The organism is Streptomyces sp. NPDC003697, assembly GCF_053587115.1.
Genome location: NZ_JBSFNN010000004.1, coordinates 1 through 19,262, shown reverse-complemented (window position 1 = coordinate 19,262; position 19,262 = coordinate 1). Strand labels below are relative to the sequence as shown.

13 protein-coding genes are annotated in these 19,262 nt (G+C 70.7%); 4 read left to right on the top strand and 9 right to left on the bottom strand.

The features are described from left to right. Positions 1-18 precede the first annotated feature (18 nt). Both dop and arc read right to left on the bottom strand, forming a co-directional pair. A complete protein-coding gene (dop, locus tag ACWDNY_RS02395) occupies positions 19-1,530 on the bottom strand; it encodes a depupylase/deamidase Dop (protein WP_451643827.1) in 1,512 nt (503 codons plus the stop codon). A gap of 233 nt (positions 1,531-1,763) precedes the next feature. Then, the gene (gene arc / locus ACWDNY_RS02390) at positions 1,764-3,530 is read right to left on the bottom strand and encodes a proteasome ATPase (protein WP_451643826.1); all 1,767 of its coding nucleotides are present in this window, start codon (positions 3,528-3,530) and stop codon (positions 1,764-1,766) included. A gap of 242 nt (positions 3,531-3,772) precedes the next feature. On the opposite strand from arc, the gene ACWDNY_RS02385 reads away from it, so the two are divergent. Beyond that, positions 3,773-4,078 carry a ferredoxin gene (locus ACWDNY_RS02385; protein WP_451643824.1) on the top strand — a complete coding sequence of 102 codons (306 nt, stop codon included), beginning with the start codon at positions 3,773-3,775 and terminating at the stop codon, positions 4,076-4,078. A gap of 106 nt (positions 4,079-4,184) precedes the next feature. Here ACWDNY_RS02385 and ACWDNY_RS02380 read toward each other — a convergent pair whose 3' ends face one another. From ACWDNY_RS02380 to ACWDNY_RS02370, 3 genes are all read right to left on the bottom strand, one after another. Then, positions 4,185-4,763: a hypothetical protein gene (locus tag ACWDNY_RS02380; RefSeq protein WP_451643823.1), complete on the bottom strand. Its 579-nt coding sequence runs from the start codon at positions 4,761-4,763 to the stop codon at positions 4,185-4,187. 233 nt (positions 4,764-4,996) lie between these two features. Continuing rightward, positions 4,997-5,899 (bottom strand): tRNA (adenine-N1)-methyltransferase, encoded by a 903-nt coding sequence (locus ACWDNY_RS02375; protein WP_451643822.1) that lies wholly within the window; start codon positions 5,897-5,899, stop codon positions 4,997-4,999. 53 nt (positions 5,900-5,952) lie between these two features. Next, entirely contained in the window at positions 5,953-7,524 is a 1,572-nt protein-coding gene (locus ACWDNY_RS02370; protein ID WP_451643821.1) for a site-2 protease family protein, read from the bottom strand. A 175-nt stretch (positions 7,525-7,699) separates the two neighbouring features. On the opposite strand from ACWDNY_RS02370, the gene ACWDNY_RS02365 reads away from it, so the two are divergent. Continuing rightward, a complete protein-coding gene (locus ACWDNY_RS02365; protein WP_451643820.1) occupies positions 7,700-8,731 on the top strand; it encodes a RecB family exonuclease in 1,032 nt (343 codons plus the stop codon). Positions 8,732-9,164: 433 nt separating this feature from the next. Next, positions 9,165-9,839 (top strand): response regulator, encoded by a 675-nt coding sequence (locus tag ACWDNY_RS02360; RefSeq protein ID WP_451643819.1) that lies wholly within the window; start codon positions 9,165-9,167, stop codon positions 9,837-9,839. A gap of 120 nt (positions 9,840-9,959) precedes the next feature. On the opposite strand, the gene ACWDNY_RS02355 is transcribed toward ACWDNY_RS02360, so the two are convergent. From ACWDNY_RS02355 to metH, 4 genes are all read right to left on the bottom strand, one after another. Then, positions 9,960-11,540 carry an ABC transporter substrate-binding protein gene (locus ACWDNY_RS02355; RefSeq protein WP_451643818.1) on the bottom strand — a complete coding sequence of 527 codons (1,581 nt, stop codon included), beginning with the start codon at positions 11,538-11,540 and terminating at the stop codon, positions 9,960-9,962. Positions 11,541-11,631: 91 nt separating this feature from the next. Further along, complete coding sequence (locus ACWDNY_RS02350; RefSeq protein WP_451643817.1) at positions 11,632-13,236, bottom strand: ABC transporter substrate-binding protein; 1,605 nt, start codon at positions 13,234-13,236, stop codon at positions 11,632-11,634. Between the two features lie 421 nt (positions 13,237-13,657). Further along, positions 13,658-14,359: an HAD family hydrolase gene (locus ACWDNY_RS02345; protein WP_451643815.1), complete on the bottom strand. Its 702-nt coding sequence runs from the start codon at positions 14,357-14,359 to the stop codon at positions 13,658-13,660. 158 nt (positions 14,360-14,517) lie between these two features. Further along, positions 14,518-18,030, bottom strand: a complete 3,513-nt coding sequence (gene metH, locus ACWDNY_RS02340) for a methionine synthase (protein WP_451643814.1) — start codon at positions 18,028-18,030, stop codon at positions 14,518-14,520. Between the two features lie 294 nt (positions 18,031-18,324). Between metH and ACWDNY_RS02335 the strand changes: the two genes are divergently transcribed. Next, positions 18,325-19,089, top strand: coding sequence for an IclR family transcriptional regulator (locus ACWDNY_RS02335; protein ID WP_451643813.1), 765 nt, complete (start codon positions 18,325-18,327; stop codon positions 19,087-19,089). Positions 19,090-19,262: the final 173 nt, after the last annotated feature.

Sequence of the window (19,262 nt, the reverse complement as noted above, 5' to 3'; positions counted from 1 at the left end):
CCAGGCCCGGGTGTCCCCTCAGCCGCCGGACAGGACCCTGACCAGGTCGTCGGCCGTACGGCACCGGTCCAGGAGCTCCTTGACGTGATTACGCGTTCCGCGAAGCGGTTCGAGGGTTGGGACGCGCTGCAGCGAGTCCCGTCCCGGCAGGTCGAAGATGACCGAGTCCCAGGAGGCCGCCGCGACGTCGTCCGCGTACTGCTCCAGGCAGCGCCCGCGGAAGTACGCGCGGGTGTCCTCCGGCGGCTTCGTACGGGCCCGCTCGACCTCCGACTCGTCCAGGAGCCGCTTCATGCGTCCCCGGGCCACCAGGCGGTTGTACAGGCCCTTGTCGGGGCGCACGTCGGCGTACTGGAGGTCGACCAGGTGCAGCCGGGCGGCGTCCCAGTCGAGGTCGTCACGGCGCCGGTAGCCCTCCATGAGCTCGCGCTTGGCGACCCAGTCGAGTTCGCCGGCGAGGCTCATCGGGTCGTTCTCCAGGCGGTTGAGGGTGTCCTCCCACCGGGTGAGGACGTCCTTGGTCTGGTCGTCGGCGTCCGCCCCGAACCGCTCCTCCACGTACTTGCGCGCCAGCTCGTAGTACTCCATCTGCAGCTGGACCGCGGTCAGCGTGCGGCCGCTGCGGAGCGTGACCAGGCGCCGCAGGGAGGGGTCGTGCGAGACCTGGTGGAGGGTGCGGACGGGCTGGTCGACGGCCAGGTCGACGGCGATGAAGCCGTCCTCGATCATCGACAGGACCAGGGAGGTCGTGCCCAGCTTGAGGTAGGTGGAGATCTCCGAGAGGTTCGCGTCGCCGATGATCACATGCAGCCGGCGGTACTTCTCCGCGTCGGCGTGCGGCTCGTCCCGGGTGTTGATGATCGGACGCTTCAGCGTCGTCTCGAGGCCGACCTCGACCTCGAAGTAGTCCGCGCGCTGGCTGAGCTGGAAGCCGTGCTCGTGGCCGTCCTGGCCGATGCCGAGCCGGCCGGCGCCGGCGAAGACCTGGCGGGAGACGAAGAAGGGCGTGAGGTGGCGCACGATGTCCGAGAACGGGGTCTCCCGCTTCATCAGGTAGTTCTCGTGCGTGCCGTAGGAGGCGCCCTTGTTGTCGGTGTTGTTCTTGTAGAGGTGGATCGGCTGGGCACCGGGCAGCTGGGCGGCCCGCTCCGCGGCCTCCGCCATGATGCGCTCGCCGGCCTTGTCCCACAGGACGGCGTCCCGGGGATTGGTGACCTCGGGCGCGCTGTACTCGGGGTGGGCGTGGTCGACGTAGAGCCGCGCGCCGTTGGTGAGGATCACGTTGGCGAGGCCGATGTCCTCGTCGGTGAGCTGGCTGGCGTCGGCGGCCTCGCGGGTGAGGTCGAAGCCCCGGGCGTCCCGCAGCGGGTTCTCCTCCTCGAAGTCCCACCGGGCCCGGCGGGCCCGGTGCATCGCCGCCGCGTAGGCGTTGACGATCTGGGACGAGGTGAGCATGGCATTGGCATTGGGGTGGCCGGGGACGGAGATCCCGTACTCCGTCTCGATGCCCATTACTCGCCGTACGGTCATGCGGCCCTCCTTGCCCGGCGGCGCCCTCGGTCGTGGGCGCCGCTCAGATACCGCTGGTGCCCAGGTGCCTGTGCGGTGCCCGTCCCCGCACTGCGCGACCCGGCGGTACGACAGAGCCTAGAACGCCTTTGCGCTGGTGGGGAGATCATTTGCATCATTGCCTGCTCCAGCCGTGGCCCGAAAAACAGCCGACTGCGGGTACCCCGCCGAGGGCACCCGCAGCCGCCCTGCCTTTACAGGTACTGACCGGTGTTCGCCACCGTGTCGATGGAGCGTCCGGTGTCCGCGCCCTGCTTTCCGGTGATGAGGGTGCGGATGTAGACGATCCGCTCGCCCTTCTTTCCGGAGATCCGGGCCCAGTCGTCCGGGTTGGTGGTGTTGGGCAGGTCCTCGTTCTCCTTGAACTCGTCCACGCAGGCCTGGAGGAGGTGGGAGACGCGCAGGCCCTTCTGGTTCTTCTCGAGGAAGTCCTTGATGGCCATCTTCTTGGCGCGGCCCACGATGTTCTCGATCATGGCGCCGGAATTGAAGTCCTTGAAGTACAGGACTTCCTTGTCGCCGTTGGCGTAGGTGACCTCCAGGAAGCGGTTCTCCTCGGATTCGGCGTACATCTGTTCCACCGCGGTCTGGATCATGCCCTGGACCGTGGCGGCCTTGTCGCCGCCGTGTTCCGTGAGGTCGTCCGCGTGCAGCGGGAGACGCTCGGTGAGGTACTTCCCGAAGATGTCCTGGGCCGCCTCGGCGTCCGGACGCTCGATCTTGATCTTCACGTCGAGCCGGCCGGGCCGCAGGATGGCGGGGTCGATCATGTCCTCACGGTTGGAGGCGCCGATCACGACCACGTTCTGCAGGCCCTCCACGCCGTCGATCTCGGCGAGCAGCTGCGGGACGATGGTGTTCTCCACGTCCGAGCTGACGCCGGAGCCGCGGGTGCGGAAGAGGGACTCCATCTCGTCGAAGAAGACGATGACGGGGGTGCCCTCGCTGGCCTTCTCCCGTGCGCGCTGGAAGACCAGGCGGATCTGCCGCTCGGTCTCGCCGACGTACTTGTTCAGTAGCTCGGGGCCCTTGATGTTGAGGAAGAAGCTCTTGCCGGCGGCCTGGCCGGTGACCTCGGCCACCTTCTTGGCGAGCGAGTTGGCCACGGCCTTGGCGATGAGCGTCTTGCCGCATCCGGGGGGCCCGTACAACAGCACGCCCTTCGGCGGCCGCAGCTCGTGCTCCTTGAACAGGTCCGGGTAGAGGTACGGAAGCTCGACGGCGTCCCGGATGGCCTCGATCTGGTTGCCGAGGCCGCCGATCTGCTCGTAGCCGATGTCGGGCACCTCTTCGAGGACGAGTTCCTCGACCTCGCTCTTGGGCACGACCTCGTAGACGTAGCCGGACCTCGGCTCGAGCAGCAGGGCGTCACCCGGGCGGATGGTCACGTCCAGCAGCGGCTCGGCGAGCCGCACCACCCGTTCCTCGTCGGTGTGGCCCAGCACCAGGGCGCGCTCGCCGTCCTCGAGGATCTCCTTGAGGGTGACGATGTCGCCGACGCGCTCGAACTCCATGGCGTCGACCACGTTGAGCGCTTCGTTGAGCATCACTTCCTGGCCGCGCCGCAGCTCCTCGAGCTCGACGCCGGGGCTGACGTTCACCCGGAGCTTGCGGCCGCCGGTGAAGATGTCGGCCGTGCCGTCCTCGTTGGCCTGCAGGAAGACACCGAAGCCGGCCGGCGGCTGCGCGAGCCGGTCCACCTCCTCCTTGAGGGCCACGATCTGGTCGCGGGCCTCACGGAGGGTGTTCGCCAGTCGTTCGTTCTGCGCGGACACGCCGGCCAGGTTGGTCTGCAGCTCGACGATCCGCTCTTCGAGGATCCTCGTGTGCCGCGGAGAGTCGGCGAGCTTGCGTCGCAGGACGGCGATCTCCTGCTCAAGGTAGGCGATCTGCCCGCCCGGGTCGTCGGACCCGCGTCCCGGGCGGATGCCGCGGTTAATGTCGTCGTCGTGGGCTGCCACGGTCCTCACCTCCTCCAAGGGGAGCTGGACGCTTCCAGACCCTACCTGGGTGGGTGTCGATTGAAACCCCTAGATCAAAAGACGGTCGAGGTGTGTCCGATCTTCACCCTTGCGCTCTCCCCCACGCCAGGGGAATACCCACGGAACGCGAAGGGAAAGCGGGCGGCTGTAGGGTCGAAGTGTTCAACACCCGCCAGAGCTGGCCGGATTCCCGTGCGGCTCGAAGCGAAACGGCAGGAGACATGACCGTGCAGCAGCAGGCCCCGGACACGAGCGAGGCCCTGGAGGTCTGGATCGACCAGGATCTCTGTACCGGGGACGGCATCTGCGCCCAGTACGCGCCCGAGGTGTTCGAGCTGGACATCGACGGTCTGGCCTACGTCAAGGGCCCGGGTGACGAGCTGCTGCAGGACAGGGGCGCGACAACCCCCGTACCGGTACCGCTCCTCACGGACGTCGTGGACTCGGCGCGGGAATGCCCGGGCGACTGCATCCACGTACGTCGGATTTCGGACAAGGTGGAGGTGTACGGGCCGGACGCCGAGTGACGGCGCGGTGGCCCAGCGTCACCGCCACCTGAGCCCCTGCGGCCCCATGAACCCGGTTTCCCGCCCTCCGCCGGCACTGCGCGCCCCCCTCGCCGGGGATGAGGCATCAGACGCTGCGCCCCGGCGAGGGCGTGGAGCGCAGGAACGTGCCGTCCCGCCACTGCCACGCCGTGACGTCGGTGAGGTCGGGGCAGCAACTGGGCACGTCGGGTGAGGAGTAACCGAGCAGGGTGGCGGTCACGACGCCGCCGCGGACCGCGAGGTCCGTGACGGTGCGCCGGTCCTCCGGGTCGACCAGCGTGGCCACGACCCGGGGTTCACCGCTGTCCGCGCCCCGGGTGAGGACGTAGAGGCCGTCGGGCGGGGTGCCCATGGCGGCGTCGCAGTGGACCGCGGCGACGGTCTCGGGGCGGCCGTCGCCGTCGAGGTCGCCGGAGGCCCGCCCGGCCACCACGGGTTTCACGGGACCGCAGGCGAGCGGGAAGCTCACACCGGTGGTCCCGGGCGGCGCGGCGGCCGCGGGGGCGGACCGCGCCCGGGTGCCGGCCGGCTGCGCCGCAGTGGCCGAGCCGGGCTGGAGCACCGAGGTGAGGGCGACCACACCGGCGACAGCGGTGGCGGTGGCGACCCAGTGGAGGGGGCTGGTGTGCGTGTGTGCCAGTTCCGGAACGGCGGAATGCTGCACGAGGAGTGTCTCCTGTGAGGGCTGTGCCGGTGGGGGTGGCCAGCATCGTGCCACACGTCACAGGGCTGGGGAACAGCAGGGTGGGTACTCGTACCGGTTTCCGGTCGGCGACCGCGCGTCCGCGGTCCCGTGACTGCTGGTGCCGCGTCAGGACGAAGGCGCCGTGACGCGGTTCCCGTCCCTGCCGGGTAACTGCGTCACGGCGCCTGTGCGTTGACCTGGAGCGTGCCGCCTCAGCGGCCGGCGCCCCCACCGGCGTTGGGCCCCTCGTAGTCCTCCCCGTAGGCGCCCTTGGCGGGCCGGCGGCGGCGCGTGGGCGGCTCGACGCCGTCCGCGAGGCGGCGGGCGGTGAGCAGGAAGCCGGTGTGGCCGATCATCCGGTGGTCGGGGCGGACGGCGAGGCCCTCGATGTGCCAGTTGCGGATCATCGTCTCCCAGGCGGTCGGCTCGTTGAAGCTGCCGATCTCGCGGATGGACTCGACGGTCCGGGCGAGCTGGGTGGTGGTCGCGACGTAGCAGCAGAGGATGCCGCCCGGGACGAGGGCCTTGGTGACGGCCTCCAGGCACTCCCACGGCGCCAGCATGTCGAGGATGACGCGGTCGACGTCGGTGTCGGACAGGTTGTCCTGGAGGTCGCCGACGGTGAGCTGCCAGGCGGGGTGCGGGCCGCCGAAGTAGCGTTCGACGTTCTGCTGGGCGATCTCGGCGAAGTCCGCGCGGCGCTCGTAGCTGTGCAGCATGCCCTGGTCGCCGATGGCCCGCAGCAGGAAGCTGCTGAGCGAACCGGAGCCGACGCCGGCCTCCACGACGCGCGCGCCGGGAAAGATGTCGGCGAAGGCGAGGATCTGCCCCGCGTCCTTGGGGTAGACGACGGCCGCCCCGCGGGGCATGGACAGGACGTAGTCGGGGAGCAGGGGGCGCAGCGCGAGGTAGGCGACGTTCCCGGTGGTGCGGACGACGCTGCCCTCGGGTGCGCCGATCAGCTCGTCGTGCGGGAAGGAACCCTTGTGGGTGTGGAAGTTCTTCCCTGCTTCGAGCGTGAACGTGTAGTGGCGGCCCTTGGGGTCGGTCAGCTGTACCTGGTCCCCGACCTTGAAGGGCCCGCGACGGCGGGCGGCACCGGTCGGTTCGGACATGTGACCAGCCTACCGGTCCCGCGCGGGGCCGCCGACCACGCGGAAAGGTGCGCTCAGGCGGACGCCGAGGGACGGGCCATGGCCTTGACGAAGGCACGCTCGACGTCGGCGGCGGACAGCACACCGTAGATCTCGCCGGTCTCCTCCAGCACCAGGTACTCGGTGGCCGGGGCCGCGCGCAGGGCGTCCAGCAGGTCCTCGCCGGCGAGCTCGGCGGAGACCCGCATCCCCTCCGTGAGGTCCTGGGCGAGTTCGCTGGCGTGGACCCAGGGGCGGCGGTGTTCGGGGACGCCGACGATGGCGGACTCGCGGACGAGCGAGAGGGGCTCCCCGTGGCCGTCGACGACGACGAGGGCGCGGGCTCCGGCGGCGTTGGCGCGGCGCAGGGCCTCGGAGAGCGAGGTGTCGGTCTCGACGGGGACGGCGCGGCGGGTGAGGTTGCGGGCGCGCAGCTCCGGCAGGTGTTCGCGCAGGCGGGCCATGCGCAGGCTGTTGCCGGCGCCGGTCCAGATGATCGCCGCGAGGATGGCGGCGAGCAGGGCGTCGGTGACGGTGTCCACGCCGACGCTGTCCTCGGCGCCGGAGCCGAGTGCTCCGGACTGGGTGAACAGGGGCAGTCCGATCAGGACGCAGACGGCGAGGGCGCGGCCCACCCAGGCTGCGGCGACGGTGCCGCTCATCGGCCGGCCGGTCATCTTCCAGACGACGGCCCGGAGCATGCGGCCGCCGTCCAGGGGCAGGCCCGGCAGCAGGTTGAAGGCGGCGACGAGGAGGTTGGAGATCATCAGACCGGCCAGCAGGATGCCGGGGACGGTGCCGGGCTCGACGGGTTGCAGGGCCAGGTAGAAGACGCCGGCGAGGACCAGCGAGAGCAGCGGGCCGACGAACGCCAGCACGAACTCGCGGCCCGGCGTCTCGGCCTCCTTCTCGATCTCGGAGACACCGCCGAAGAACTGCAGCCGGATGCGGCGCACCGGGAGCCCGAACCGGAGCGCGGCGATCGTGTGGGCGAGCTCGTGGACGAGCACGGAGGCGTAGAAGGCGACCGCGAAGAACAGGGCGACGAGGTAGCGGGCGGCGCCGAGACCGGGCAGCACGCGGTCGAGTTGCCCGCCGAACACCCAGGTGATCAGGGCGGCCACCAGGAACCAGCTCGGCGCCACGTACACGGGCACGCCGAAGGGACGCCCCATGAGCAGCCCGCCCCGGGGCTCCGGGTGCCGCTGCGGCGCCCGGTTCCCGCGGCGCCCCGAGCGCGCGTGGGCGCGGTCGGGATGGGCGTCGTGCGGGTCGTGCCCCTGCTCGGCGGGAGCGGCGGGACGGGCGGCGCCGTGCGGGTCGTGCCCCTGCTCGGCGGGAGCGGCGGGACGGGCGGCGCCGGGTGGAGTGCGGGTGCCGGCGTCCGTGCCGGCGTCGTCGGAGCCGCGGGAGGTACGGGTGCCGGCGTCCGTGCCGGCGCCGTCGGAGCCAGGCGTAGTGCGGGTGCCGGCGTCGTCGGGGCCGGGGTGGGAGGCGTCGGTCTCGCGGTTCTCGGGGTCGGTGGCACGGACCTCCGGGGCCGTCTGGTCCTCGGCCGGCTCGTCCTTGCCGGACCGCGGCTTACCGCCTCCGCCGCTCACGTCCACGGTGTCCCCTCGTTGGAAAGCGTCTCCCGCACCTGACGGGCGGAAGGGTCTCGGGTCGATGGTATGCGGCCGGGGCGAACGGATCAGCCCGGCACCCCTTGCGCTTCCCCGCTGTAGCGCTCTTCACGGCAGCGGGACGGGGTCACTGTCGGTGCCGGGCCGTAAGGTCTGTGGCATGGAGACCAGCACCGAGGGCGAAGCCAGGAGCGACAGCGAAGGGGCCGGGCCGCGGCAGGCCGGGTCGCCGCCGGCGGCGACCGCGCAGGCGGAGCCGCGGGAGGCCGTGTTCGTACCGTCCCCGTCCGTTTCCCCGACCGTTTCCCCGTCCCCGTCTCCGGCTTCCGCCTCCCCCGCCGCCTCCGTGCCCGCGTCCCTGTCGCCCTCGCGTGCCGGTGACTTCATGCAGTGCCCGCTGCTGTACCGGTTCCGGGTGATCGACCGGTTGCCGGAGAAGCCGAGCGAGGCCGCGACGCGGGGCACCCTGGTGCACGCCGTGCTGGAGCGACTCTTCGACGCCCCGGCCGCCGACCGGACCCCGCCCCGCGCCAAGTCACTGATCCCCGGCCAGTGGGACCGGCTGCGTGAGGCCAGGCCGGAGCTGGTGGAGCTGTTCGCCGACGACCCGGACGGCGAACGGCTGGCCCGCTGGCTGACACAGGCCGAACAGCTGGTCGAGCGCTGGTTCACGCTGGAGGACCCGACGCGGCTGGAGCCGGCCGAGCGCGAGCTGTTCGTCGAGGCGGAGCTGGAGTCGGGGCTGAGACTGCGCGGGATCATCGACCGGGTCGACGTGGCGCCCACCGGCGAGGTGCGGATCGTCGATTACAAGACGGGCAAGGCGCCCCGGCCCGAGTACGCCGAGGGCGCGCTGTTCCAGATGAAGTTCTACGCGCTGGTGGTCTGGCGGCTGAAGAAGGTCGTGCCCCGCCGGCTGCAGCTGGTGTACCTGGGCAGCGGGGAGGTGCTGACGTACGACCCCGTGGTGGCCGACCTGGAGCGGGTCGAGCGGAAGCTGCTGGCGCTGTGGGACGCGATCCGGCTGGCGACGGAGACGGGCGACTGGCGGCCCCGGCCGACGAAGCTGTGCGGCTGGTGCGACCACAAGGCGCACTGTCCGGAGTTCGGGGGGACCCCGCCGCCCTATCCGCTGCCGGTGCGGGCGAGGGGCGCGGAGGTGGCCAGAGGGCCGGGCGAGGCGTCCGAGTAGCAGCGGCTGCCGCCGGTCCGCCGGCTCCGTGCCGGGGCGGGTCCGGTGGTTCGTCCTCTCGCCGTGCGACCAGGGCCCCGGCCGCGTCGCCCACCGGCGTCCGCCCGGCCGTGGACGCCGCCGGGCGCGAAAGTCGGCCCGCCTGCCCGGGGTTGCCGGGGCGCGCGGCCGTCCGTGCCGCGAGGGTGGGGGCCCCGGGAATCGGGGCGCAGGGCAGAATGGGGCCGGACCAGGCCCTGTCGTCCGGACCACCCCGGCGTCGCGGGCCCGGGCACGCGCATCTGCCGCATTCTCGTCGGCTGTCGGCGTTCCGCGTCGGCGCCCTCCTCCGCCGTGCGGCGGCACGCACCAGACCCCGCCCGGGTCGGCCGGAAGGCACCGCACCCGGAAGTCGGCCTGATCCAGACGACAGGACCTAGCGAAGGAGACTCTCGTGGCCATCCGCGTCCTACTGGTCGACGACCAGCCGCTGCTGCGTACCGGGTTCCGGATGATTCTGGAGGCCGAGCAGGACATCGCGGTCGTCGGTGAGGCCGGAGACGGCCTTCAGGCCCTGGACCAGGTGCGCGCCCTGCAGCCCGACGTGGTGCTGATGGACATCCGCATGCCGCGGATGGACGGGGTGGAGGCGACCCGGCGGATCACCGGGCCCGGCCGGGACGGCCCGGCGAAGGTGCTGGTGCTGACCACCTTCGACCTCGACGAGTACGTGGTGGAGGCGCTGCGCGCCGGCGCGAGCGGGTTCCTGCTGAAGGACGCTCCCGCCGACGAACTGGTGCAGGCGATCCGGGTGGTCGCCGCCGGCGAGGCGATGCTGGCGCCGAGCATCACGCGCCGTCTGCTGGACAAGTACGCCACGCACCTGCCTTCCGGCGAGGAGCCGGTGCCGGACACCCTGCACACGCTCACCGACCGCGAGGTGGAAGTGCTGAAGCTCGTCGCGCGGGGGCTGTCGAACGCGGAGATCGCCGCCGACCTGTTCGTCAGTGAGACCACCGTCAAGACGCACGTCGGGCATGTGCTGACCAAGCTGGGCCTGCGCGACCGGGTGCAGGCCGCGGTGTACGCGTACGAGAGCGGTCTGGTGCGGCCCGGCGCGCAGCAGTAGCGGCCGGGCCGCACCGACGGGCAGCGCGGCGCACCGGGGGCCGCGACGACGAAGGGCGCCGTTCCCGTAGGAGCCGGGAGTGGCGCCCTTCCCGCGGAGTCCGTGCGGAACCGGTCGGCGTCAGCTCTTGCTGAGTTCCCAGAAGCGGAACACGGTCGAGGCGTCCAGGCAGTACTCCAGCCCGTAGACGCCGTCCCGGACGACCGCGTACTGCTTGGCCTGCCACACCGGCAGGACCGGCAGCTGGCGGGCCACGATGTCCTGCAGTTCGCCGTAGGCCTTGTCGGTGGCGGCTCGGTCGCTCTGGGCGGCGGTGCGCGGGATGAGCGTGCCGGTGATGGTCTTGTTGGTGTAGTGGTTGCCCAGCACGTTGCCCTCGCCGAAGAAGGGCGCGGTGAAGTTGTCGGCGTCCGGGTAGTCGGGCACCCAGCCCTTGACGTAGACGCCGTACTTGCCCTTGGCGATGTCCTTCTCGTACTGGCCGAAGGGCACGGACACGACGTCCGCCTGGAACAGGCCGCTGGCGTTGAGCTGGGCGGCGATCGCGCCCAACTCCTGGTCGGTGGCCGGGCCGTAGCGGGACGGGGTCGACCAGAGGGTGAGCCGCACCTTGCCCCTGATGCCGTCGGCGGCCAGGGCGGCGGCCGCCGCGGCCTTGGAGGGGCGGGCGCCGTAGGTGTCGAAGAAGGCCGTGTTGTGGCCGGCGATCCCGGCCGGGATGATCGAGTACAGCGGGGTCGCCGTGTCCTTGTAGACCTGACTGATGAGCTCGTCGCGGTCGATCAGGTGGGCGATGGCCTTGCGGACGCCGAGCTTTCCGGCGACCGGGTCGTCCATGTTGAAGACCAGGTGCTGGACCTCGGCGCTGCTGCCCTCGACGACCTCGACGCCCTTGTCGCCGTCCTGCTTCTCGATGTCGGATATGTCGCCGGCGGTCAGGCCGCGGTAGGCGACGTCGACCCTGTCGTCGAGCAGGGCCCGCTTGAGGGCGGCCTGGTCGCCGTGGAAGAAGCGCAGCGTCACGCCGGAGTTCTTCCGCTCGGCGGCACCCGTGTAGTTCTTGTTGGCCGAGAAGACGGCCTCGTCCTTGCCGAAGGAGTCCAGCTTGTACGGGCCCGAGCCGACGGCCCGGCCGTCCTTGCGCAGCCCGTCCGCGTCGTACTGGCGGTGGTCGACGATGGAGCCGGCGCCGGAGGCGATCTTGCTCGGGAAGGTGGCGTCGGGGACCTTCAGCCGGAAGACGACGGTCCTGTCGTCGGGCGTCGCGACCGAGTCGAGCATGGGGAACATGATCGCCGGGCCCGCGTCGTCGTTGATCCTCAGCATGCGGTCGAACGAGAACTTGACGTCCTCGGACGTGAGCGGGTCACCGTTGCTGAACTTCAGCCCGTCCTTGAGCGTGCACCGGTACACCTTGGTCTGCGTGTCCGTGAAGGAGCACCGCTCGGCGGCCTCCGGCTGCGGCTCGGTGCCTCCCTTGGGGAAGCTGAGCAGCGACTGGAAGACATTGCTGAACAACAGCCAGGAGCCGGGGTCGTAGCCGGACGCCGGGTCCGTGGCCAGGACGTCGTCGGACATTCCCACGACCACCTGGGAGCCGTCGCTCCCGGATCCGCCGCTGTCGGATCCGCATCCGGTCAGCAGACCGGATGCCAGTCCTGCCACGATGGGCAGAACCGGCCACTGCTTGCGCATGTTCACAGCGTATGCCTCGTTCGCGTCCTCGAAGGCCCGGGGCCGCAGTCCCAGCCGCCGGGGTGGGCCCTGTGCCGACACAGGGCCCGAAGAGCGCTCAGTTTTTCACACCGCGCCCGAGCTCCCATAGCTGAAGGGTCGCAGTGGAGTTGAGGGCGTAGGCGGTGCCGGTGACGTCGTCCGTCGAGGCGACGTACTGCTTGCCCTGCCACAGCGGGATGATCGGCACGTCGTCGGCGACGATGTCCTGAATGGCCGTCAGGCTGGAGACGGCGGTGAGCCGGTCGGCCTCCCGGCGGGATTCCGGGATCAGGGTGTTGCGGATCCGGCTGTTGACGTAGGGCGTGTTGAGGGTGTTGTCCTTGTCCAGGAACGGCGCGAGGTAGTTGTCCGCGTCCGGGAAGTCGGGGAACCAACCCATGCCGTAGACGTCGAAGGAGCCCTTCAGCTCCGCCGTGCGGAAACTCTTCCAGGGGGTGCCCTGGATGCTCACGTCGAACAGGCCGCTGGCGTTGAGCTGCTTCTGAAGGATCTGGAACTCCTTCTTGGTGGCCGGACCGTAGTGGTCGGTCGTGTAGTGCAGCGTCAGCTTCACCGGCGTGGTGATGTCGGCCTTGGCGAGCAGCGACTTGGCCTTCGCCACGTCGGGGTCGCCGTACTTGTTGAAGAACGCGTTGGAGTGGCCCGTGATGGTGGCCGGCACCAGCGAGTAGAGCGGCTCGGCCTGGGGGCCGTAGACCTCGGAGACCAGCTCGCTGCGGTTGATGACCTGGGCCATCGCCTGCCGCACGGCCTTGTCCTCGACGGAGGGGGCGTCGGTGTTGAAGGCGAGGTAGCGGATCTCCAGACCGGGCATCTCGACCATGTCGACCTTGCCGTCGGAGGCGTTGGTGAGCGCGCGGATCTGCTCCGGCGCCATGGTGCGGGTCATGACGTCGATGTCGCCCTTGTCCAGGGCGTCACCCATGGCGCCGGCGTCCTCGAACGACCGCATCTCCACCTTGTCGTTGTTGAGCTGCAACGTCCCCTTGTAGTTGGGGTTCTTGGCGAAGACCGCTTCGACGAGCTCGTCGTTCTCGACCTTCGCCTTCATGGTGTAGGCGCCGGAGCCGTCGATGGCGAAGCCGTCGCGCAGCTTGTTCTTCGCGTAGTCCTTGGGGTTGACGATGCCCGCGACGGGCGTCGACAGCTTGAACGGGAAGGTGGCGTCGGCCGTGTTGAGGTGGAAGACGACCTCGCGCTCGCCCTTGGTCTCGACGGTGTCGACGGTGGACAGCAGGCCGAACACGCCGCTGTCGCCCTTGAGGGCCAGGGCGCGGTCGATGGAGAACTTCACGTCGGCCGCGGTGATGGGGTCGCCGTTGGCGAACTTCAGGCCCTCGCGCAGGGTGCAGGCGTAGCGCTCGTTGCCGCTGTCGGTGAAGCCGCACCGCTCCGCGGCCTCGGGCACCGGCTCGCCCTCGCCCTTGGGCTGGATCATCAGCGTCTGCACGGTCTGGCGCAGGATGTTCCAGCTGCCGACGTCGTAGGCGTAGGCCGGGTCCAGGGGCGCGGGGGCTTCCTCGGAGGCGGTGAACCGGTCCGTGGTGCCGACGACGATGGCGTCGCCGCCGTTGCCGCCGCTGTCGGACCCGCCGCAGGCGGCGAGCACCGGGGCGAGCAGGCCGGCCACGGCCGGCAGCACCAGAGTCTTGCGGTTCATGCTCGAGTTTCTCCAGGCAGTCATGTCCGTGTACCCGGCATGCAGGGGTGTTGCGGCGGATCACGGGGTAGGGGCGATGTTCTCGCGATGAGATTAATCCGCCCCCGCGGGAGGGGTCACAGCGAGCGGAGCGGAATGCCCATCACGCTGTGGAACCGGGTATGAACGGACCGGAGAAACGTGTTGCGGAAGGATTGGTGCAGCGTCTCACCAACCGGGACACAAGGGTGCACGAAGCGTGTCCGCGAGGGGGCGGGGACCAGATGCCGCCTCCGATGTCGACCCCCGCAGGCGTGGGGAACGTCACATCCCCAACTCGCGTACGCCGCACCGGAATTCCGCCACGACCGCGCGTATTGATTTATTCGATTGAGCTGACAATGCTAATGGATTTATTCATGGTGCACGCTCGGTGAACGATCTAGCGCATTTCTGTCATCAGTCCGCGCAGGAATGTCAGATCGACCTCTTCGAGCGACGTGACGACGGTGCGCCGGTGGGCGGGCTCGATGGGCGCCACCGAGGGCACGGCCACGACGTGGCAGCCGGCCGCCTCCGCGGCGGCGACGCCGGTCGCGGTGTCCTCGACCACCGCGCACCGGGCGGGGTCCGCGCCCAGCCCGGCCGCGGCGAGCAGGTACGGGTCGGGGTGCGGCTTGGTGCGCGCGACCTCGTCGCCCGCGACCGTCAGGGCGAAGTGGTGGGCACCGAGCCCGGTCAGCACCCGGTCGATGATGCGCCGGTGCGAGGCGGAGACCAGGGCCGTGGGGATGCCGTGCGCGGACAGCTCGGCGAGCAGCCGTGCGGCGCCCGGCATGAGGGGCAGGCCGGCACCGATGCGGTCCTCGAAGCCGCGGTTGAGCAGAACGCTGATCTCGGCGAGGGTGATGTCGGCGCCGGTGGCCTCGATCAGGAAACCGGCGCTCCGGCTCATGGGCCCGCCGACCACGACGTGTCTCCAGGAGTCGTCGAGCGTGTGTCCGAGGGCGGCGAAGACCTCGACCTCGACGTCCCACCAGAAGCCCTCCGTGTCCACCAGCGTGCCGTCCATGTCCAGGAGAACGGCCTGCAGGGCGGAGCCCTCGGCCGCGCGGGTGGAGAGAGCGGGGACCGTACTGGTCATCCGGTGTACCTCCTTCAGGGACGATCAGGCCGGTTCCCGTCACGGGAACCGGCCTGCGGTGGACCTGCCAGTGTACGACTTGTGCCTCGCGAACGCCTGGTTTGAACACCGTGCCCCCAGGACACCCGGCGCCGTTCCCGAACGGGCGGGGCCGCGCCTCAGCGCGCGTTGAAGTACTTGGCCTCCGGGTGGTGGATCACGATCGCGTCGGTGGACTGCTCGGGGTGCAGCTGGAACTCCTCCGACAGGCGGACGCCGATCCGCTCCGGGTGGAGCAGGTCCGCGATCTTGGCGCGGTCCTCCAGGTCGGGGCAGGCGCCGTAACCGAGGGAGAAACGGGCGCCCCGGTACTTCAGGGCGAACATGTCCTCGATGTCGCGCGGGTCCTCGCCGGCGAAACCCAGCTCGGCACGCACGCGCGCGTGCCAGTACTCGGCCAGCGCCTCGGCGAGCTGCACGGACAGGCCGTGCAGTTCCAGGTAGTCGCGGTAGGAGTCGGCGGCGAACAGCCGCGCTGTCTCCTCTCCGATCCTGGAGCCGACGGTGACGACCTGGAATCCGACCACGTCCCGCTCCCCCGACTCCTCCGGGCGGAAGAAGTCGGCCAGGCAGAGCCGGCGGCCGCGGCGCTGACGGGGGAAGGTGAAGCGGGTGCGCTCGTTGCCCTGCTCGTCCAGGACGATGAGGTCGTCGTCCTTGGACACGCACGGGAAGTAGCCGTAGACGACGGCCGCCTCGAGCAGGTTCTCGGTCTGCAGCCGGTCCAGCAGCCCGCGCAGCCGGGGCCGTCCCTCGGTCTCGGCGAGTTCCTCGTACGTCGGCCCGTCGCCGGTGCGGGCCTGCTTCAGCCCCCACTGGCCCTTGAACAGGGCGCCCTCGTCCAGCCAGCTCGCGTACTCCTTGAGCTGGATGCCCTTGATCACGCGGGTGCCCCAGAAGGGCGGCTCGGGGACCGGGTTGTCGGTGGCCACGTCGGAGCGGACGTGGCCCTCCTGCGGACGCTCCTCGATCTCGACGGTGGCCGCCCGGACGCGGCGCGGGCGCAGCTCCGGCAGCTTGGCGCCGGGCACGCCGCGCTTGACGCCGATGAGCGCGTCCATCAGGCGCAGGCCCTCGAAGGCGTCGCGGGCGTAGCGGACCTCGCCCTCGTACAGCTCGTGCAGGTCCTGCTCGACGTACGCCCGGGTCAGGGCGGCGCCGCCCAGGATGACCGGGTAGGCGGCCGCCAGGCCCCGCTGGTTCAGCTCCTCCAGGTTCTCCTTCATGATCACCGTGGACTTGACCAGGAGCCCGGACATGCCGATGACGTCGGCCCGGTGCTCCTCGGCCGCCTCCAGGATGGCGGAGACGGGCTGCTTGATGCCGAGGTTGACGACGTTGTAGCCGTTGTTGGACAGGATGATGTCGACGAGGTTCTTGCCGATGTCGTGCACGTCGCCGCGGACGGTGGCGAGCACGATGGTGCCCTTGCCGGCCTCGTCGGTGCGCTCCATGTGCGGTTCGAGGTGGGCGACGGCGGCCTTCATGACCTCGGCGGACTGGAGCACGAACGGCAGCTGCATCTGGCCGGAGCCGAACAGCTCGCCGACGACCTTCATGCCGTCCAGCAGGGTCTCGTTGACGATGTCGAGGGCCTTGCGGGTCCGCAGCGCCTCGTCCAGGTCGGCCTCGAGGCCGTTGCGCTCGCCGTCGATGATCCGCCGCTTCAGGCGCTCCTCGAGCGGCAGCGCGGCCAGTTCCTCGGCCCTGCCCGCCTTGAGGGACTTCGCGGTCGCGCCCTCGAACAGCGCCATCAGCTTCTGCAGCGGGTCGTAGCCCTCGCGGCGCCGGTCGTGGATGAGGTCCAGGGCCGTGGTGACCTGTTCCTCGTCGAAACGGGCGATCGGAAGGATCTTGGACGCGTGCACGATCGCCGAGTCCAGGCCGGCCTTCACGCACTCGTCGAGGAAGACGGAGTTCAGCAGGATCCGGGCGGCCGGGTTGAGTCCGAAGGAGATGTTGGACAGGCCGAGCGTGGTCTGCACGGCCGGGTGGCGGCGCTTCAGCTCGCGGATCGCCTCGATGGTGGCGACGCCGTCCTTGCGGGACTCCTCCTGGCCGGTACAGATGGTGAAGGTCAGGCAGTCGACGAGGATGTCCTCCTCGTGGATGCCCCAGTTGCCGGTCAGGTCGCCGATCAGCCGCTCGGCGATCTCGACCTTCTTCTCCGCGGTGCGGGCCTGGCCCTCCTCGTCGATCGTGAGGGCGATCAGGGCGGCGCCGTGCTCCTTGGCGAGCGCGGTGACCTTGGCGAACCGGGAGTCCGGGCCGTCGCCGTCCTCGTAGTTCACCGAGTTGAGCACCGCACGGCCGCCGAGCTTCTCCAGCCCGGCACGCAGGACGTCGACCTCGGTGGAGTCGAGCACGATCGGCAGGGTCGAGGCGGTGGCGAAGCGGCCGGCGAGTTCCGCCATGTCGGCGACGCCGTCGCGGCCGACGTAGTCGACGCACAGGTCGAGCATGTGCGCGCCCTCGCGGATCTGCTCGCGCGCCAGCTCCACGCAGTCGTCCCAGCGCCCGTCGAGCATGGCCTCGCGGAACTTCCTGGAGCCGTTGGCGTTGGTGCGCTCGCCGATCGCCAGGTACGAGGTGTCCTGGCGGAAGGGGACGCTCTGGTAGAGGGAGGCGGCGCCCGGCTCGGGGCGCGGGTCGCGCCCGGGCGGGGTGAGGCCGCGGACCCGCTCCACCACCTGTCGCAGGTGCTCGGGGGTGGTGCCGCAGCAGCCGCCGACCAGGGACAGGCCGTAGTCGCGGACGAAGTTCTCCTGCGCGTCCGCGAGGCCCTCGGGGTCCAGCGGGAAGTGGGCGCCGTCCTTGGTCAGCACCGGCAGGCCCGCGTTCGGCATGCACAGCAGCGGGATGCGGGAGTGCCGGGTGAGGTACCGCAGGTGCTCGCTCATCTCGGCCGGGCCGGTGGAGCAGTTCAGGCCGATCATGTCGATGCCGAGCGGCTCCAGCGCGGTCAGCGCGGCGCCGATCTCGGAGCCGAGCAGCATGGTGCCGGTCGTCTCGAACGCCATCGAGCACAGCAGGGGCACCTCGGCGCCGGTGGCCTCCATGGCGCGCCGGGCGCCGAGGACCGAGGCCTTCGTCTGCAGCAGGTCCTGCGTGGTCTCGACGATCAGCGCGTCGGCGCCGCCCGCGAGCAGGCCCTCGGCGTTGGCCTGGTAGCCGTCCCGGATCGTGGTGTAGCCGACGTGCCCGAGGGTGGGGAGCTTGGTGCCGGGGCCGATCGAGCCCAGCACCCAGCGGGTCCGGCCGTCCCGGGCGGCGTACTCGTCGGCGACCTCGCGGGCGATGCGGGCGCCCGCCTCCGACAGCTCGTGGACCCGCTCGGAGATCTCGTACTCCGCCGCCGCGGTGTGGTTGGCGCCGAAGGTGTTGGTCTCCACGCAGTCGACGTCCGCGGCGAAGTACGCCTCGTGGACCGAACGGACGATGTCGGGCCGGGTGACGTTCAGGATCTCGTTGCAGCCTTCGAGGTTCTCGAAGTCCTCGAGGGTGGGGTCGTGGGCCTGCAGCATCGTGCCCATCGCTCCGTCGGCGACCACCACTCGGGTGGCGAGTGCCTCGCGGAGGGCGGACACACGGGTCCGGCTGTCGGCGGAAGGGGTCGGCGGCAACGAGGCCATGAAGGGGCTCCCTGTGAGTGCGACGGCTGTCGGCTTTGCGCCTTGTCGGCACACTCCTCCCGGAGCTCCCGCCAAGGCGCACGCGGCCAGCGTAGCCGGGAGTGGGGGGCGATGTTCGGGCCGTCCACGGTGCGGACGAGGATGTCGCCGACGTCACCCTCGGCGGGACGGGGACGTAACAGGTGTCGACCGACCATTAGCGGAGAGTCGACATCGACCGGTAGTGTTCGGCATTGCCGAACGGTGGCAGGGAGGTCGCCGCCGACGGTTGAAGGGGACGGAGGCAGGACGGCGATGGCACGGAACATCCAGTCGCTCGAACGGGCGGCCGCGATGCTGCGGCTGCTCGCAGGCGGCGAACGACGGCTCGGCCTGTCGGACATCGCGTCGTCACTGGGTCTCGCCAAGGGCACCGCCCACGGGATACTGCGCACCCTCCAGCAGGAGGGCTTCGTCGAACAGGACGACACCTCCGGGCGCTACCAGCTGGGCGCCGAGCTGCTGCGGCTGGGCACCACCTACCTGGACGTGCACGAACTGCGGGCGCGGGCCCTGGTGTGGGCGGACGACCTGGCCCGCTCCAGCGGCGAGAGCGTCTACCTGGGCGTGCTGCACCAGCAGGGCGTGCTGATCGTGCACCACGTCTTCCGCCCGGACGACAGCCGGCAGGTCCTGGAGATCGGGGCCATGCAGCCGCTGCACTCCACGGCGCTCGGCAAGGTCCTGTCGGCGTACGACCCGGTCGCCCACAGCGAGGCGATCGAGTCCGACCGCAAGCCGTTCACCGACCGGACCGTGTGCGAGCCGGAGGCCTTTGAACACGTGCTGGACCTCACGCGCGCGCGGGGCTGGGCGGCCGACGTGGAGGAGACCTGGGTGGGTGTGGCGTCCATCGCGGCGCCCATCCACGACCGGCGGCGGATGCCGGTGGGGGCGGTCGGCATCACCGGCGCCGTGGAGCGGGTGTGCCAGGAGGGCGAGCTGCGCCCGGACCTGATCGCGGCGGTGCGGGACTGCGCCCGCGCGGTGTCCCGGGACCTGGGCGCCGGCCGCTTCTAGGGCCGCGGCAGGCAACGTTTGCCTGTCAAGGAGCGGCGTCCGGTGCGTGCTCTCGGCGTGCCGGCCGGACGCCCTCGTACTGGATGTACTTGGGCTTCCGGCTCACCAGAACGCCCGTCCCCAGCGGGATGAGCAGCCATGTCAATACCGTCACGATCGTCTCTCCTTCCACA

Coding starts and splice junctions, on each gene's coding strand:
- dop (WP_451643827.1), bottom strand. CDS start 1,530: ATGACCGTACGGCGAGTAATGGGCATCGAGACGGAGTACGGGATCTCC.
- ACWDNY_RS02385 (WP_451643824.1), top strand. CDS start 3,773: ATGACCGTGCAGCAGCAGGCCCCGGACACGAGCGAGGCCCTGGAGGTC.
- ACWDNY_RS02375 (WP_451643822.1), bottom strand. CDS start 5,899: ATGTCCGAACCGACCGGTGCCGCCCGCCGTCGCGGGCCCTTCAAGGTC.
- ACWDNY_RS02365 (WP_451643820.1), top strand. CDS start 7,700: ATGGAGACCAGCACCGAGGGCGAAGCCAGGAGCGACAGCGAAGGGGCC.
- ACWDNY_RS02350 (WP_451643817.1), bottom strand. CDS start 13,236: ATGAACCGCAAGACTCTGGTGCTGCCGGCCGTGGCCGGCCTGCTCGCC.
- ACWDNY_RS02345 (WP_451643815.1), bottom strand. CDS start 14,359: ATGACCAGTACGGTCCCCGCTCTCTCCACCCGCGCGGCCGAGGGCTCC.
- metH (WP_451643814.1), bottom strand. CDS start 18,030: ATGGCCTCGTTGCCGCCGACCCCTTCCGCCGACAGCCGGACCCGTGTG.
- ACWDNY_RS02335 (WP_451643813.1), top strand. CDS start 18,325: ATGGCACGGAACATCCAGTCGCTCGAACGGGCGGCCGCGATGCTGCGG.